At 46.4% G+C, this 15,653-nt stretch carries 14 protein-coding genes and 4 tRNA genes; 16 read left to right on the top strand and 2 right to left on the bottom strand.

The genetic code is table 11. From position 1 onward, the window contains the following. Positions 1-22: 22 nt before the first annotated feature. Positions 23-220, bottom strand: coding sequence for a DUF2188 domain-containing protein (locus ACW5MY_RS19325; protein ID WP_013354222.1), 198 nt, complete (start codon positions 218-220; stop codon positions 23-25). 171 nt (positions 221-391) lie between these two features. Here ACW5MY_RS19325 and dnaB point away from each other — a divergent pair, with 171 nt between their 5' ends. From dnaB to ACW5MY_RS19260, 13 genes are all read left to right on the top strand, one after another. Next, positions 392-1,756, top strand: a complete 1,365-nt coding sequence (dnaB, locus tag ACW5MY_RS19320) for a replicative DNA helicase (RefSeq protein WP_014471300.1) — start codon at positions 392-394, stop codon at positions 1,754-1,756. A gap of 117 nt (positions 1,757-1,873) precedes the next feature. After that, positions 1,874-2,287, top strand: coding sequence for a VOC family protein (locus ACW5MY_RS19315; RefSeq protein ID WP_041481687.1), 414 nt, complete (start codon positions 1,874-1,876; stop codon positions 2,285-2,287). Between the two features lie 238 nt (positions 2,288-2,525). Next, the gene (locus ACW5MY_RS19310) at positions 2,526-3,818 is read left to right on the top strand and encodes an adenylosuccinate synthase (RefSeq protein WP_013354219.1); all 1,293 of its coding nucleotides are present in this window, start codon (positions 2,526-2,528) and stop codon (positions 3,816-3,818) included. Between the two features lie 202 nt (positions 3,819-4,020). Next, a tRNA-Lys gene (locus ACW5MY_RS19305) sits at positions 4,021-4,096 on the top strand. Between the two features lie 8 nt (positions 4,097-4,104). Further along, positions 4,105-4,176 (top strand) — tRNA-Glu (locus ACW5MY_RS19300). Between the two features lie 84 nt (positions 4,177-4,260). Further along, positions 4,261-4,337, top strand: a tRNA-Asp gene (locus ACW5MY_RS19295). A 36-nt stretch (positions 4,338-4,373) separates the two neighbouring features. After that, positions 4,374-4,446: transfer RNA gene (locus tag ACW5MY_RS19290), tRNA-Phe, on the top strand. A 337-nt stretch (positions 4,447-4,783) separates the two neighbouring features. After that, positions 4,784-5,491, top strand: coding sequence for a cell wall metabolism DNA-binding response regulator WalR (gene walR / locus ACW5MY_RS19285; protein WP_004393104.1), 708 nt, complete (start codon positions 4,784-4,786; stop codon positions 5,489-5,491). 6 nt (positions 5,492-5,497) lie between these two features. Beyond that, entirely contained in the window at positions 5,498-7,333 is a 1,836-nt protein-coding gene (gene walK / locus ACW5MY_RS19280) for a cell wall metabolism sensor histidine kinase WalK (RefSeq protein ID WP_013354218.1), read from the top strand. After that, positions 7,323-8,681, top strand: a complete 1,359-nt coding sequence (yycH, locus tag ACW5MY_RS19275; protein WP_289394049.1) for a two-component system activity regulator YycH — start codon at positions 7,323-7,325, stop codon at positions 8,679-8,681. Before walK ends, yycH begins: the two co-directional genes overlap by 11 nt. Then, entirely contained in the window at positions 8,668-9,507 is an 840-nt protein-coding gene (locus ACW5MY_RS19270; protein ID WP_289394048.1) for a two-component system regulatory protein YycI, read from the top strand. The genes yycH and ACW5MY_RS19270 overlap by 14 nt, the downstream gene beginning before the upstream one ends. 15 nt (positions 9,508-9,522) lie before the next feature. Beyond that, positions 9,523-10,317: an MBL fold metallo-hydrolase gene (locus tag ACW5MY_RS19265; protein WP_013354215.1), complete on the top strand. Its 795-nt coding sequence runs from the start codon at positions 9,523-9,525 to the stop codon at positions 10,315-10,317. 86 nt (positions 10,318-10,403) lie between these two features. Then, the gene (locus ACW5MY_RS19260) at positions 10,404-11,600 is read left to right on the top strand and encodes a S1C family serine protease (RefSeq protein ID WP_289394047.1); all 1,197 of its coding nucleotides are present in this window, start codon (positions 10,404-10,406) and stop codon (positions 11,598-11,600) included. 372 nt (positions 11,601-11,972) lie between these two features. Here ACW5MY_RS19260 and ACW5MY_RS19255 read toward each other — a convergent pair whose 3' ends face one another. Beyond that, entirely contained in the window at positions 11,973-12,884 is a 912-nt protein-coding gene (locus ACW5MY_RS19255; protein WP_013354213.1) for a PepSY domain-containing protein, read from the bottom strand. Between the two features lie 213 nt (positions 12,885-13,097). Between ACW5MY_RS19255 and ACW5MY_RS19250 the strand changes: the two genes are divergently transcribed. From ACW5MY_RS19250 to ACW5MY_RS19240, 3 genes are all read left to right on the top strand, one after another. After that, positions 13,098-13,781 carry a response regulator transcription factor gene (locus ACW5MY_RS19250; protein WP_013354212.1) on the top strand — a complete coding sequence of 228 codons (684 nt, stop codon included), beginning with the start codon at positions 13,098-13,100 and terminating at the stop codon, positions 13,779-13,781. Next, a complete protein-coding gene (locus ACW5MY_RS19245) occupies positions 13,778-15,196 on the top strand; it encodes a sensor histidine kinase (RefSeq protein ID WP_014471292.1) in 1,419 nt (472 codons plus the stop codon). Before ACW5MY_RS19250 ends, ACW5MY_RS19245 begins: the two co-directional genes overlap by 4 nt. A gap of 178 nt (positions 15,197-15,374) precedes the next feature. After that, positions 15,375-15,638 carry a hypothetical protein gene (locus ACW5MY_RS19240; RefSeq protein WP_013354210.1) on the top strand — a complete coding sequence of 88 codons (264 nt, stop codon included), beginning with the start codon at positions 15,375-15,377 and terminating at the stop codon, positions 15,636-15,638. Positions 15,639-15,653 lie beyond the last annotated feature (15 nt).

The raw sequence follows: 15,653 nt of genomic DNA, 5'->3' as shown, positions 1-15,653 counted from the left end.
CTCGCACGGGCGAAGGCTTTTCTTAAAAGGAACGTTCCTCTTCAATGTTTTTATGCTGATCATAAATGACAAGCTTAGCCGGGCTGTTCTCTTTCGCCATCTGCTCCGCTTTTTCGATCGCCGCGTCCTTTGATGTACAAAGAGCCGTCGGCGCCACATTTTCTGCCTTCACAAACCATCCGTCCGCATCAACACTTGGTGTTACTGCATATGTTTTCATCTTTTTTCCCCTCCTGGTATCGATTTATTTATGTGTTTCCCGGCATTCGGAACGGTGAAACACATATCCATAGTCTGACAAATACAGGGAAAGCGATATTTTTCTATTCTTTTTCATGAGAAATGGTAAAATGGAGTTTGGATATTTTTTAAGGAGAGGACGGTGCTTAGCATGACAGACCTTCTGAATGATCGGCTGCCGCCGCAAAACATAGAAGCTGAGCAGGCCGTGTTAGGTGCTGTTTTTTTACAGCCGTCTGCGTTGACACTGGCTTCTGAAGTGTTGATTCCGGATGATTTCTACAGAATGTCACATCAAAAAATTTATAATGCCATGCTCGTGCTCGGAGATCGCGGCGAACCGGTTGATTTGATCACGGTAACGTCAGAGCTTGCGAATACCGACCTGTTAGAAGAGGTGGGGGGCGTCTCGTACCTGACGGACATCGCGAATTCCGTTCCGACAGCGGCTAATATAGAATATTACGCGAAAATCGTTGAGGAAAAATCGATTCTCCGCCGTTTAATCAGAACGGCGACCACGATCGCCCAAGACGGGTATACACGCGAAGATGAAGTTGAAGATTTATTAAGCGATGCGGAAAAAACGATTATGGAGGTCGCGCAGCGAAAAAATTCGGGCGCCTTCCAAAATATTAAAGACGTGCTCGTGCAAACATACGACAACATTGAGCAGCTTCACAACCGGAAAGGCGATATTACCGGGATTCCGACTGGTTTTATCGAGCTTGACCGGATGACGGCGGGCTTTCAGCGGAATGATTTGATCATTGTCGCAGCCCGTCCGTCCGTGGGGAAAACGGCGTTTGCCTTAAATATTGCGCAAAACGTGGCCACCAAAACGGATGAGAGCGTCGCGATATTCAGTCTGGAGATGGGTGCTGAGCAGCTTGTCATGCGTATGCTCTGCGCCGAAGGGAATATTAACGCCCAAAATCTCAGAACGGGAAATCTGACGGAAGAGGATTGGGGTAAGCTGACGATGGCGATGGGAAGCCTGTCAAACAGCGGTATCTTTATAGATGACACCCCCGGCATCCGTGTCAGCGAAATCCGTTCAAAATGCCGCAGACTGAAGCAGGAGAACGGCTTGGGCATGATTTTAATTGACTACTTGCAGCTCATTCAAGGAAGCGGCCGTTCAAGCGACAACCGCCAGCAAGAGGTATCGGAAATTTCACGGGCGCTAAAAGCGCTGGCACGGGAGCTTGAAGTTCCGGTCATCGCTCTGTCTCAGCTCTCCCGGGGTGTTGAGCAGCGGCAGGATAAACGTCCGATGATGTCAGATATCCGTGAGTCAGGAAGTATTGAGCAGGATGCCGACATCGTCGCCTTCCTGTATCGTGATGATTACTATGATAAAGAATCCGAAAACAAAAACATCATCGAAATCATTATTGCCAAACAGCGTAACGGCCCGGTGGGAACCGTTTCATTGGCTTTTGTGAAAGAATACAATAAGTTCGTAAACCTGGAAAGGCGCTTTGATGACGGCGGTGTTCCGGCAGGTGCGTAAAGCCTCAAGCGATGTCTTGAGGCTTTTTTTCATCCGAAAGAACGAGAGAATGACAACCGTTCGGCAGACGAAAAAAGGAAAGCGCTTTTATATAATGACATCAAGGGAGGAATGATGATGACAATTGAATTTCCGCAATTTCAAGCGGCGCAAATCCGGATCGCCCGGCCGACCGGACAGCTCAAAGAAATCATCAGGTTTTATGAAGAAGGCCTCGGACTGAAAAGGGTCGGCAGCTTTTCCGGCCATGAGGGCTACAGTGGCGTCATGTTCGGCCTGCCCCATACCCAATATCACTTAGAATTCACTGAAGAAACCGGCGCATCCCAGCCGGCGCCCGTTCCGCACGGCGACAGCCTGCTTGTCTTCTACATCCCGGATCAGCAGGAGCTCATCCGCATCAGCACGAAATTAAAGCAGATGGGATATGAAGAGAAAGAACCCGAAAACCCGTATTGGGGAGAAAAAGGCGTGACCATCGAAGATCCTGACGGCTGGCGGATCGTCTTGATGAATACAAGCGGAATATAAGCGGCTGTCCGAGGAACCCGGATTACGGGTTCTTTTTCTTGTTAAAGCGTGAAAGTTTCGTGAGTAATAGATAACAAATGAAAGAGAAAACGCTTTTAATTGAGATTAAGGCGAACAAATATAGAATGATAAGATTTTAATGTTCGGATTTAGGATTGACTTTCTGCATCGGCACTGATACACTTAATTTGTTTGAATGAGATATCGTTTTGAAAGGTTAACGGAGGTGCACGGATATATGTCTTCAGTAGTCGTAGTAGGTACGCAGTGGGGCGATGAAGGAAAAGGTAAAATTACAGATTTCCTGTCAGAAAATGCAGAAGTGATCGCACGTTATCAAGGCGGAAACAATGCAGGACATACCATCAAGTTTGATGGAGTCACGTACAAGCTTCATTTAATCCCGTCAGGAATTTTTTATAAAGAAAAAGCGTGTGTCATCGGGAACGGAATGGTTGTTGATCCGAAAGCGCTCGTAACGGAGCTTGCGTATCTTCATGAACGCAATGTGAGCACGGATAACTTGAAAATCAGCAACAGAGCTCATGTGATTCTCCCGTACCATCTGAAACTGGATGAGGTAGAGGAAGAACGCAAAGGGGCCAACAAGATCGGCACAACGAAAAAAGGAATCGGACCTGCTTATATGGACAAAGCGGCACGGATCGGCATCCGGATCGCAGACCTGTTAGATCGAGACGTGTTTGCAGAAAAGCTTGAACGGAACCTAGAAGAGAAAAACCGTCTGCTTGAAAAAATGTATGAAACGGAAGGCTTCAAAATTGAAGATATTCTGGATGAGTATTATGAATACGGCCAGCAGATTAAAAAGTATGTATGCGATACATCCGTCGTCCTGAATGACGCGCTGGATGAAGGCCGCCGTGTCTTATTTGAAGGCGCTCAAGGGGTCATGCTTGATATCGACCAAGGAACATACCCGTTTGTTACTTCATCCAACCCGGTCGCCGGAGGGGTGACGATCGGTTCAGGCGTAGGCCCGACAAAAATCCAGCACGTCGTTGGTGTATCTAAAGCGTACACAACCCGTGTCGGTGACGGTCCTTTCCCAACTGAGCTGAAAGATGAAATCGGAGATCAAATCCGTGAAGTCGGACGCGAATACGGCACAACGACAGGCCGCCCGCGCCGTGTCGGCTGGTTTGACAGCGTTGTTGTCCGCCATGCCCGCCGCGTCAGCGGAATCACAGATCTTTCTCTGAACTCAATCGATGTGCTGACAGGCATTGAGACCTTGAAAATCTGTGTCGCTTACCGCTACAAAGGTGAAGTGATTGAAGAATTCCCGGCAAGTCTGAAAGCTCTTGCAGAGTGTGAACCGGTGTATGAAGAAATGCCTGGCTGGACGGAAGATATCACAGGCGCAAAAACATTAAGCGATCTTCCTGAAAATGCGCGCCACTATTTGGAACGCGTGTCTCAGCTGACAGGTATTCCGCTTTCTATTTTCTCTGTCGGTCCTGACCGTTCACAAACGAACGTCATCCGCAGTGTATACCGCGCTAACTAAGGGTTTGCAGCAGACAAGCCTCCGTGACCGGAGGCTTGTTTTTTCATGTGGGAAAAAAATAATAGTTTTTTTTCAAAAAAGTAGTTGCCACTTTCGAATGTTCTATGATATTATAAATCTCGTTGTTACGGAACAGCTTCAATAGAGTACTGCAAGAAAGCTTTTGTCTGAATGCTCTATGATACATAATCCGACACATCAAGAGCCATTAGCTCAGTTGGTAGAGCATCTGACTTTTAATCAGAGGGTCGAAGGTTCGAGTCCTTCATGGCTCACCACTTTTTATGGCCCGTTGGTCAAGCGGTTAAGACACCGCCCTTTCACGGCGGTAACACGGGTTCGAATCCCGTACGGGTCATTGATTTACTTTAGCGTTATTGCTAACTCCTTATTTGTCCTCGGAGGGCCGCCACGATACGGTTCTCCGGACAAATTACTGTAAGGTCCGGTAGTTCAGTTGGTTAGAATGCCTGCCTGTCACGCAGGAGGTCGCGGGTTCGAGTCCCGTCCGGACCGCCATTTTACTTTACTTTATAGTATAGAAAAGAAACATCTGGCTCGGTAGCTCAGTTGGTAGAGCAACGGACTGAAAATCCGTGTGTCGGCGGTTCGATTCCGTCCCGAGCCACTTACCCAAACGCATCTGCAATAGTAGGTGCGTTTTTTTCTTTGTTATAAAAAAAGGGAGAGCCGGCTTTTCAGCCGGCCCAGAAGAAGACGTCAAACAGTAGACGGCGTTTTTTTTCGTGAGGTTTCAAAAAAATATTATTTTTTAAAAGAAAATAAAAAACATGACAAAAGGATGGCAGTTCAATACGTTTTTGCGCTGTTCTCTTTAATTTTTTTATCTTTTGACCTGAAACCGTTATAATAGACGGGGAATGTTTTTCACGTTCCGAATTGTGATTATCATAAAACATCAATAGATAAAATGAAGTCATTCTGGCAGGAGGAAAATCAAGATGATGGATAAGAAAATCCTTGTAGTCGATGATGAAAAACCGATTGCAGATATATTAGAGTTTAATTTAAGAAAAGAAGGCTATGACGTGCACTGTGCGTACGACGGAAATGAAGCCGTGGAAATGGTGGAGGAGCTTCAGCCTGATTTAATTCTATTAGATATTATGCTTCCGAATAAAGACGGAGTTGAAGTGTGCCGGGAAGTCCGGAAAAAATATGATATGCCGATTATTATGCTGACGGCTAAAGACTCTGAGATTGACAAGGTCATCGGACTTGAAATCGGAGCGGATGACTATGTCACTAAGCCTTTCAGCACGCGTGAGCTTCTGGCCCGCGTCAAAGCGAATCTGCGCCGCCAGCTTACGGTTGCGCCGGCTGAGGAAGAATCAGCTTCAAATGACATTCATATCGGGTCTCTTGTCATCTTCCCTGACGCATATGTCGTATCAAAAAGAGAAGAAACGATCGAGCTGACCCATCGTGAATTTGAATTGCTGCATTACTTGGCCAAACATATCGGACAGGTCATGACGCGTGAGCATTTGTTGCAGACGGTGTGGGGCTATGACTATTTCGGTGACGTGAGAACGGTGGATGTAACAGTGCGCCGCCTCCGTGAGAAAATCGAGGATAATCCGAGCCATCCGAACTGGATCGTCACAAGACGGGGCGTCGGTTATTACTTGAGAAACCCTGAACAGGACTAACCGGCGATGAATAAGGTTGGTTTTTTTCGGTCGATTCAGTTTAAGATTACGCTGATCTATGTGCTTCTCATCATCATTGCCATGCAGATTATCGGCGTGTACTTTGTGAAACAGGTGGAGAATTCTCTCCTCAAGTCCTATGAACTATCGTTAAATCAGCGGATTGACAACCTTTCCTATTATATTGAGCAGGAATATAAAGGGGACAATGACAGGACCGTCATTAAGGATGACGTCAAACGCATTTTGAATGATTTTACGAAAAATAATGAAATACGGGAAATTACTTTTGTTGATAAAAGCTATGAGGTCATCGGTTCTTCGAGGCCTTATGGCGAGGAAATAGCGGGAAAACAGACGACTGACCCGATTTTCAAACGGATTTTCTCTACAAAACAGGCCTATTCAAAAAAATATTATGATCCTAAAAGTAAAAACAGAGTGCTGATTTCGGCAAAACCGGTCGTCACGGAGAATCAGGAAGTTGTCGGCGCGATTTATGTGGTGGCCAGTATGGAAGATACCTTTAACCAGATGAAAACCGTCAACTCGATTCTTGCTTCCGGAACGGGCTTGGCCCTTGTTCTGACGGCTCTTCTCGGTATATTTCTCGCCCGAACCATTACCCATCCGCTGTCGGATATGCGTAAGCAGGCGATGGAACTGGCAAAAGGGAATTTCTCCAGAAAGGTTCGAAAATACGGGCACGATGAAATCGGTCAGCTCGCAACGACCTTTAACCATCTGACGAGAGAGCTTGAAGATGCCCAAGCCATGACGGAAGGGGAGAGAAGGAAGCTTTCTTCCGTTATCGCGTATATGACGGACGGAGTCATCGCGACGAATCGCAACGGGGCTATTATTCTTTTAAACAGCCCTGCGCTTGAGCTATTGAATGTTTCACGTGAAACGGCTTTAGAGATGCCGATTACGTCTTTATTGGGCATAAAAGAGAACTTTACTTTTGAGGATTTAGTAGAACAGCAGGATTCCATGCTGCTGGAGATCGATCGTGACGATGAAACGACTGTACTGCGGGTGAATTTTTCCGTTATTCAGAGAGAGCACGGAAAAATTGATGGTTTAATCGCGGTTCTTTATGATGTCACCGAACAGGAAAAACTCGATCGGGAGCGCAGAGAATTTGTTGCCAATGTGTCTCATGAGCTGAGAACACCGCTGACGACAATGCGAAGCTATTTAGAGGCGCTTGCAGAAGGCGCGTGGGAAAATAAAGAGATCGCTCCGCGTTTCTTAATGGTGACCCAAAATGAAACTGAGCGCATGATCAGATTGGTGAATGATCTGCTTCAGCTTTCTAAATTCGACAGCAAAGATTATCAGTTTAATCGAGAGTGGATTCATATGATCCGCTTTATGTCTCTGATTATTGACCGTTTTGAAATGACAAAGGAACAGCATGTCGAATTTATCCGCGAGCTGCCGGACAGAAATCTGTACGTGGAGATTGATCAGGATAAAGTGACGCAGGTTCTCGATAATATCATTTCTAACGCATTGAAGTACTCACCGGAAGGCGGACATGTCACCTTCTCAGTCGATGTGAATGAGAAAGAAGAGCTGCTCTACATCAGTGTAAAAGATGAAGGTATCGGCATTCCGAAAAAAGATGTGGAAAAAGTCTTTGACCGTTTCTACAGAGTGGATAAAGCGCGCACGAGAAAACTCGGCGGCACCGGGCTCGGCCTTGCGATTGCAAAAGAGATGGTTCAGGCGCACGGCGGTGACATCTGGGCCGACAGTGTAGAAGGCAAAGGAACGAAGATTACATTTACTCTTCCATATAAAGAAGAGCAAGAGGATGATTGGGATGAGGCGTGAAAATATAAAAACAGTCATACTGTCGGTGCTAGTCGTCATTAGTCTTGTTTTAACATGGGGAATTTGGACGTTCCAGCCCAATTTTTCAGAAGGCACGGCCTCAACCAAATCGACTGTCCGGGAAAAGCATAAAATTGATAAAACGAGCCAAAAAATGTCGCAAACGGTAAAACCCCGGGATATGTTTATTCATACAAACGGCTCTCATTATAAAGTGGATGATGAGACGCTCTTTAATGACCTGTGGTCGGATTTGCCGCAATGGGAAGTAAAAGGGATGAAAGATATTTCCGATCAATACGACAAGCTCGGTTTTAAAAATTGGCTTTACGGCAGAAACGGAAATTCGGCAAAGCTCGATCTGCAATTCAATGACACCATTCCGATTGATTTCTTCCAATCGATGTTTAAATGGTCGAATCAGTCAATGGAATACAGCTCATTTGACCATATTGTCATTCCGTTTAATGAGAATAAAGCGAATAAGAAGATTTACATGGTCTCATACAGCAAACAGCTGATTCTGGAAGTGACTGTGGAATCGGCGAATTACCGCAACCTGATGAATGAGCTGTACAGCAAAAAATCGAGTATGCCGTTATACCACCTCTATTCGGTCGGAAAAAGCAAAGAATTTCTCATGCCGAATTCGCGGTTTAATATGAAGGAAAAAGAATTTATTACTGAAACCATTAAGACGAATCTGTTTAAGCAGACGCTCTTTAATGATCCGAGCACGGTCAGAGAGGATCCGAATTACAATCGGAATGTGCTGACTGACGGAATCAGCCGTCTGGAAATCAATTCGACGCAGCGGCAGATTCAATTCCAGCACCGGAACCTGGCGCAAAGCGCTTCTTATCAAACGGGAGAGCTGATTAAGAAAAGCTATAAATATTTAGAGGATACGGGGAGCTGGACGGATCATTATCAATTTTTCAATGTGAGTGATAACCAGCAGCTGAGTTTCTACATGTTTAAAGATCAAATGCCTGTCATCAACAGCACGTCTAAGCCTTTCGGAGCCGGGCCTGTTATGACCCTGCAATGGGCCAATGACGAGGTTCTCAGCTATAAGCGGCCGAACTATGTTCTCGGGCCGAATCCGATTAAAACAAAAGACGTAAAAATGATGAGCGGCAGTGAGGTTGTGTCGCTGCTGGAGCAGCAGGATAAATACGATGTGAACAAAATCGACCAGATCTTCCTGTCCTATCAAATGGTATATTCGTCAACGAATGATCTTGTTGAGCTGGAACCCGTCTGGAGTATGAAAATCAACGGGAAAATCGTTCCGATTACGAAAGATCTGCTGGGGAAGGAGGAGGACGATAATGGAGTGGAATAAGACAAAAACGATCTTCATCATTGCCTTCCTCATCCTTGATATTTTTCTCGGCTATCAGTTTTTTGAAAAACGTTCAAGCAGCGAATACGAAGTGATTAAAAATTCAAATGTGGAAAAAGACATGGAGATGGATCATATCACATTCGGGAACCTGTCTTCTGATTCTGAGACGGGCTACAGGCTGACGGCGGGCCAAAAGGTATTTACCGCGGAAGATATTGAAGCCTTGAAGGATCAGAAGCCGTTAATGGAGATGCCGACGGATGATCACAAGGTCACGACGCTGAGAATGAAGTTTTCCGATCCGGTCGGTTTATCGAAGCAAAAGCCGCAGGATGATGCGGAATCGCTCGTCAGCTCCAAAATAACCGGCGGAGAAAAATATAAACTGTGGAAAGTCGATAAGGATAAAAAACAGATCATTTTTTACCAGACGTATGACGGACAGTTTATTTATCAGGATTTTGACTCGACCTCTGACGCGATCGGACAGGTCATTCTGCATCTGAACGATAAAAATCAGGTCGTATCTTACGAGCAGACCATGCTGGAGTCATTCAAGCGAATCCAGACGGAAAGCCTGATTCCAGAGCTGGATGCGGTCGAATTATTGTATTCTCAAAATTACTTAAAAGCGAATTGCGCCGTCAAAAGCGTCAAGTTCGGCTATATCGCCCAATACCCGCTGACAAGTACGCAGGTGCTGGCGCCGGTATGGAGAATTACAATTGAAGATAAGTCAAAAGGGCCTAAGAAAAAGACACAGCAGACGTACACTGTGAATGCATTAGAAAGCACAGTCATTGATAACAATCAAAATAAATAATGGAGTGAGACACAAATGGGCTTGCAATTTAGCGTGCTTGCGAGCGGGAGTACCGGAAACGCGTTTTATCTGGAGACAGAGGAGCACTCCTTTCTGGTGGATGCCGGCCTGAGCGGAAAAGCGATGGACGGGCTGATGGAGCAAATCGGCCGTAAGATAGACGACGTGGACGGCATCTTTGTCACTCATGAGCACAGCGACCATATTAAAGGGCTCGGCGTCATTGCGAGAAAGTACGGTCTTCCGGTATACGCCAATGAAAAGACGTGGAAAGCGATGGAGAATCAGATCGGCAAGCTGGACACCGGACAAAAGTTTTTGTTCCCGATGGAAAGCGTGAAATCCTTCGGCGGGCTTGATGTTGAGTCATTCGGCGTCTCTCATGACGCGGCCGAGCCGATGTTCTATGTTTTCCACTACCAAGGCAGAAAGCTCGCGCTGATGACGGACACCGGTTATGTGAGCGACAGAATGAAGGGCATTATCCGTTCGGCCAATGTGTTTGTGTTTGAAAGCAACCATGACGTCGGCATGCTGCAAATGGGCAGATACCCATGGAGCATTAAACGGCGGATTTTAAGCGATGTCGGCCACGTCTCAAATGAAGACGCGGCGCTCGCCATGACTGATGTCATCGGCGACGGCACATCACGCATCTACTTGGCGCATCTGAGCCAAGACAACAATATGAAGGAACTGGCGAGAATGTCCGTGCAGCAGACATTGGCTGCAAAAGGATTTGTCGCGGGGGAAACGTTTCAATTATTTGATACCGATCCGAAAATCCCGACGCCTCTGTGCGCCGTGTAATTTTTCCAAATGAATCATGATTATTAATCCGCGATCTAACCCACACTATAAGCAAATTAAGTTCTCTTGAAAGGATTTGAGATAGGGTGGATTATAATCGCGATGATGAACAGTACGCCCCCGAGCAGCCCCGCCGCAGCAAGAGAGGATACTTCCTTTCAAGTCTGATCGGTGTCATCGTCGGGGCCGCGCTCATGGGTTTACTGCTGCCGTACTGGACAGGCGGAGACCATGGAGAAAGCAGCAAAAGCGCCAATCAGCGCATCGGCAGCGAACAGGTGAAAACAGTCAACGTAAATATCAATGATGCTGTCACGAATTTGGTCAGCCGTGTATCGGATTCGGTAGTCGGCGTTCTCAATATCCAAAAGACCGATATTTGGGGAGAGGGCGGCGAAGCGGGAAGCGGGTCCGGCGTCATTTACAAAAAGAACGGAAACACTTCTTATATCGTAACCAATCACCATGTCATTGAAGGTGCGACTGAAATTGAGATCAGCCTGAAAGATGACTCGCGCGTGCCTGCCGAGCTGATCGGGAGCGACCGTCTGATGGATCTTGCCGTGTTGAAGGTGAAGACTGATAAAATCAAATCGGTCGCCCAATTCGGCAATTCTGATCAAGTGAAAGTTGGCGAGCCGGTCATTGCGATCGGAAACCCGCTCGGACTTGAATTTGCGGGATCGGTGACACAAGGGATCATTTCAGGAACGGAAAGGGCGGTTCCCGTTGACTCAAACGGCGACGGACAGCCTGATTGGAATGCGGAAGTGCTGCAGACCGACGCCGCGATTAATCCCGGCAACAGCGGCGGCGCTTTGATGGATATATCGGGCAAGGTGGTCGGCATCAACTCAATGAAGATTGCTGAATCCGCCGTTGAAGGAATCGGCCTGTCCATCCCGTCAAAGCTTGTCATTCCCGTTATTCAGGATTTAGAAAAATACGGAGAAGTCAGACGGCCTTTCCTCGGTATTGAGATGAAATCTTTAACGGATATTGCGAGCTACCATTGGAGCCAGACGCTCAAACTTCCGAAGGGTGTTAAAACCGGAGCGGTCATTATGGGTGTCGACGCGTTTTCACCGGCTGGAAAAGCAGGCTTGAAAAAGCTCGACGTGATCACCGGATTCGACGGACATAAGGTCAATGACATTGTCGATCTCCGTGAGCGTCTGTATCGCAAAAAGATCGGCGACCGTGTCAAGATCACGTTCTACCGTTCAGGAAAGAAAAAAACAGCGGAAGTCAAACTGACAGAAGCGGATCGATTGCAGAAATAAAAAAGCAGCCCGGAAATCCGGGCTGTTTTTTATTGATTTATTTGTTAATATTATGAATAAAAGGGGGTGAAAAAACATGAAAACAGCTGATGTGATCATTGTATTGAATGAAATTGAAGGTGAATGTGAAGGAAGAATTATATTAGAATGCAGAATTTAAATCCTATCCTCAAACGTCCTTTTCCAGGGCGCTTTTTTTATGCCATTTTTCAGCAGCTCACAAAAAAGAACTGAACGCGGGTCACAGCACGTTCAGTTGAAAATGGGTATATTTAGAAAAGGCAGACATGAACTTAGAACCTTTTGTGATTGAAACGACTGGTGTTGCAAAATTGAAGCGGCAGATGAAACTGCCGGCAGCTTATTTTTTTGTTATTTGCAGATTGTTCCGTTTTCAGCGTTTACTTTAACTGTCTGTACCGTATGATTTTGGGCAGTGATTTTGACGATGTACATGTAGACGCCGTTTTCTTTCTTCATTTCAGAAGATTTCACTATTCCGCTGCAGTGGCTGAGCGCGATGGAATGCGCTTTTTCAGAAGCGATCATGACTTGTTTTTTCTGCACGTCTTCTTTCAGGACTTTACCGCTTTTGCCGTCCATGTGGAGCGTATGCAGCTTGCCGTCCTGGCCGAATATGCTGACAACATATACAGATACGCCGTTTTCTTTTTTCATTTCAGCGGATTTCACGGCGCCTTTGCAATGGCTGAGTGCGAATGATTCCGCTTTTGTACGGGTCATGTATTGCTGGTTATCCTTTATGTCATGTTTGACGATTTTGCTGTTTTTGCAGTTGATATGGATTGTGTGAAGCTTGCCGTCTTGTCCTGACACTTGAACGACGTAAACCATGACGTTATTTTCGGACTTCAGCTCAGCAGACTTCACGGCGCCTTTGCAATTCTTCAAGGCAATTTTTTCAGCACCCGTTTTTGAAATGAATTGCTGTTTTTTTTCAATCTGGTGTTTCACGACTTTTCCGCTGTCACAGTTGACGTTGACGGTATGCTGCATTCCTTTTACGTCAAGAATGTTGACGACATATACGTAAGCGCCGTTGATTTTTTTCATTTGCGCTGATTGAACGGCGCCTTTGCAGCTGCAATTCTTCAATGCTGCTTCTTTCGCTTTTGCTATGGAAACGGAAGCCTCCTGTTTCGTTTCCACTTTCGCCTGCGCAGCGCTATCCTTATGAATGACAGCCGCATGTGCTGAAGTTAAAGAACTGATTGAAAGAATGGTCCCCAGTGCAGCTCCTGATAAAACTTTTGTAATTCCCATCGTATATTCCTCCTTAAACATTTCATCGTTGGCGTCCCAACTAAGGCTTATTGTAAAGACCCAAGCTGAAAACAATATGAGGACAAGCTGAAAACTTCCTGAATTCAGCGGATTTTCAGCTTAGATTCAGTTTTGTTTCAGATAAAAGCGAATAATAGAGGGGGAAGCGAAAAAAATAAACTCAGGCTGATACATCTAAGGAGAGACTGCATCATGGATAAGTTGAAAGGCATCAAGGTGCTGATTGTAGACGATGAGCCGGCGATCATTGATTTTTTAACGATGGGGCTTGTCAATGAAGGATTTGAAGTGATGTCCGCGGCAGACGGGATGTCGGCAATGAATCTTGTTAAAACATTTCAGCCTCATATTGCTGTTTTGGACGTTATGATGCCGGGAATGGATGGGCTTGAGCTGTCAAGAATGCTCAAGAAAACAAGCAATACCGCCGTCATTATGCTGACCGCGAAGGATGAAGTAGAGCTCCGCGTAAAGGCGCTGATTGAAGGGGCTGATGATTACATGATCAAACCGTTCAGCTTTGAGGAGCTGCTTGCCCGGATTTACGCAAGAATCCGCAACCAGTTTCCGCATCTTTTTGATGAGGTGGTGCTCGGCCCTTTCCGAATCGATGACCGGAGCAGAGAGATTCATTACAATGAACAGCCTTTGAAGCTGTCTGCCACCGAATATGAACTGCTGAAATTTTTAGTGCTTCGCCACGGGACGGTGCTCAGTAAAACGAGGATTCTCGATCAAGTATGGGGCTATGATTTTTACGGGGAAGACAATATCGTCGAGGTGTACATCCGTTCTTTACGCGAAAAGCTGAAAGACAAAGAGCATAAAGTGATCCGCACGGTGCGGGGCGCGGGGTACAGGGTGGATCTGGCATGAAGCGGCTGTACAGAACCCTGCGATTCCAGCTCCTGTTCAGGTCGCTGGCGATTTTGACCCTGCTGTTATGCTTCATCGGCGGCACGCAGTACATGTTTATGAAAAGGACGATGTATGAAAATCAGGCGATCAGCATTCAGAGCTATATCAATTCAATGGATCAAAGCGTATGGAGGTCAATCAAAACCCTTGCCCGTTCTGAAACACCGGCTCATCCGAATTTGATTTATCCCGGGGTGACGGTTGCTTTTATCGATCAATCATACAAGATGTCTGTTTTATCAGAGGACCCGCACGCGGGAACCGCTCCTTCTTTCCCGAAAAACGTGTATCGGGATGCGCTGACAGACACAATGGCGCTTCACTATCAGGTGGCTCACAATAAGATGGGTCAGGAAATCATCGTCGTATTTCAGGCGATTTCCATTGACGGAAGGCAGGCGGGCGTTGTGCAAATGAGCACGCTGACACAGCCTCTGGATGATTCGCTTTTCCGCCAGGTCGGTATTTTTGCGGTGCTTTCTTTTGCGGCTTTGGTCATCGGACTGTTTGTTTTTTTGCCGGTGATCCGGCTCACACTCAAGCCATTATCGCGCATTGTGCATATGATGGGTGACATCAATGCCGGCAGTCTCGATAAACGGCTGCCGATTGATAAAAAGCAGGCCGAAATTGAGTCATTAGGCATATCCATCAATCAGATGCTGGAACGGATTGAAACCTCTTTTCAGGCGGAAAAAGAAGCAAAGGAACGCATCCGGCAGTTTGTATCAGACGCGTCACATGAACTGAGAACACCGCTTACTTCCATTCACGGCTTTATCGAAATTTTAATGCGCGGAGCGGCGGAGAAGCCGGAACAGAAAGAAAAAGCGCTCCGAAGCATGTACGCCGAATCCGTCAGGGCGAATAAGCTGATAGAGGACCTTCTGTTTCTTGCGAAGATTGACCGGGTGCCGAGCTTTGAAATGGAAAAAGGCGCACTGGGAGCCGTCATTTTGGAAATGGAGGCTCAGCTGAAGCTGCTGGCGAGAAACCGGAAGCTCGAGTTTTTTGTCGATCAACAGATTAAAGCCGTTTTTGACAAGGACAAAATGAAGCAGGTCATTCTCAATCTCTTTTACAACGCGGTGCAGCATACGGATGAAGAAACGGGCGTCATCACCGTTTCTCTGCAGAAAGACGGCGGCATCATGCTCATGATTGCTGACAATGGAACGGGCATCGCCCCCGAACATGTGCCTCATTTGTTTGACCGGTTTTACAGGGCGGAAACCTCCCGATCCCGTAAATACGGCGGCACCGGGCTGGGTCTTGCCATTACAAAAACCATTATCGACAGCCATAACGGAACAATTGAAGTGAAAAGTGAGCAGGGAAAAGGCTCCGTGTTCATTATCCGGCTGCCGGGATAAGTCTGCTGACCCGCAAAGATGCCGCTCATACAAGAGTATTGAGATTCACCCGGACTATAGGTGCCGAAATAATCAAAATCCCCAGCTCAGCAATTTCTGACATAAAACATGCTTTACCGTTTGTAAAAGGCGATCAGCCGGGGGTGAACATAATAGGAAAAAACGATTTGACGTTACCATGGGCGAGCCGTCTGATGAAATAGAAGCCGGAGGAAGATCCGCCCCTCTTGGAAAAACCAGAACTGATCCGAAGCGGACTTATCATCTCCCGATTTCAGCCATTTCAATGATTATTCTTCCGTCTTACGTGCATGAGCTATATGAAGGCGGCATCAGAGAGGTGCTGGAAAAAAGAAGGAACTTTTTGGGTTATTCGAGAATACAACTCATTATTGCCCAATTTGTTTTGGGAAAAGTCTGTATCTGCAAGATCCATGTATAGAGGGTTTTTGTGTTA

The sequence above is a fragment of the Bacillus sp. Bwzl_19 genome (genome assembly GCF_054900515.1).
This window is presented reverse-complemented; position numbering and strand designations above follow the sequence as displayed.

Coding starts and splice junctions, on each gene's coding strand:
- ACW5MY_RS19315 (WP_041481687.1), top strand. CDS start 1,874: ATGACAATTGAATTTCCGCAATTTCAAGCGGCGCAAATCCGGATCGCC.
- ACW5MY_RS19270 (WP_289394048.1), top strand. CDS start 8,668: ATGGAGTGGAATAAGACAAAAACGATCTTCATCATTGCCTTCCTCATC.
- ACW5MY_RS19325 (WP_013354222.1), bottom strand. CDS start 220: ATGAAAACATATGCAGTAACACCAAGTGTTGATGCGGACGGATGGTTT.
- ACW5MY_RS19255 (WP_013354213.1), bottom strand. CDS start 12,884: ATGGGAATTACAAAAGTTTTATCAGGAGCTGCACTGGGGACCATTCTT.
- yycH (WP_289394049.1), top strand. CDS start 7,323: ATGAGGCGTGAAAATATAAAAACAGTCATACTGTCGGTGCTAGTCGTC.
- ACW5MY_RS19265 (WP_013354215.1), top strand. CDS start 9,523: ATGGGCTTGCAATTTAGCGTGCTTGCGAGCGGGAGTACCGGAAACGCG.
- walR (WP_004393104.1), top strand. CDS start 4,784: ATGGATAAGAAAATCCTTGTAGTCGATGATGAAAAACCGATTGCAGAT.
- ACW5MY_RS19310 (WP_013354219.1), top strand. CDS start 2,526: ATGTCTTCAGTAGTCGTAGTAGGTACGCAGTGGGGCGATGAAGGAAAA.
- dnaB (WP_014471300.1), top strand. CDS start 392: ATGACAGACCTTCTGAATGATCGGCTGCCGCCGCAAAACATAGAAGCT.
- ACW5MY_RS19250 (WP_013354212.1), top strand. CDS start 13,098: ATGGATAAGTTGAAAGGCATCAAGGTGCTGATTGTAGACGATGAGCCG.
- ACW5MY_RS19240 (WP_013354210.1), top strand. CDS start 15,375: ATGGGCGAGCCGTCTGATGAAATAGAAGCCGGAGGAAGATCCGCCCCT.
- walK (WP_013354218.1), top strand. CDS start 5,498: ATGAATAAGGTTGGTTTTTTTCGGTCGATTCAGTTTAAGATTACGCTG.
- ACW5MY_RS19245 (WP_014471292.1), top strand. CDS start 13,778: ATGAAGCGGCTGTACAGAACCCTGCGATTCCAGCTCCTGTTCAGGTCG.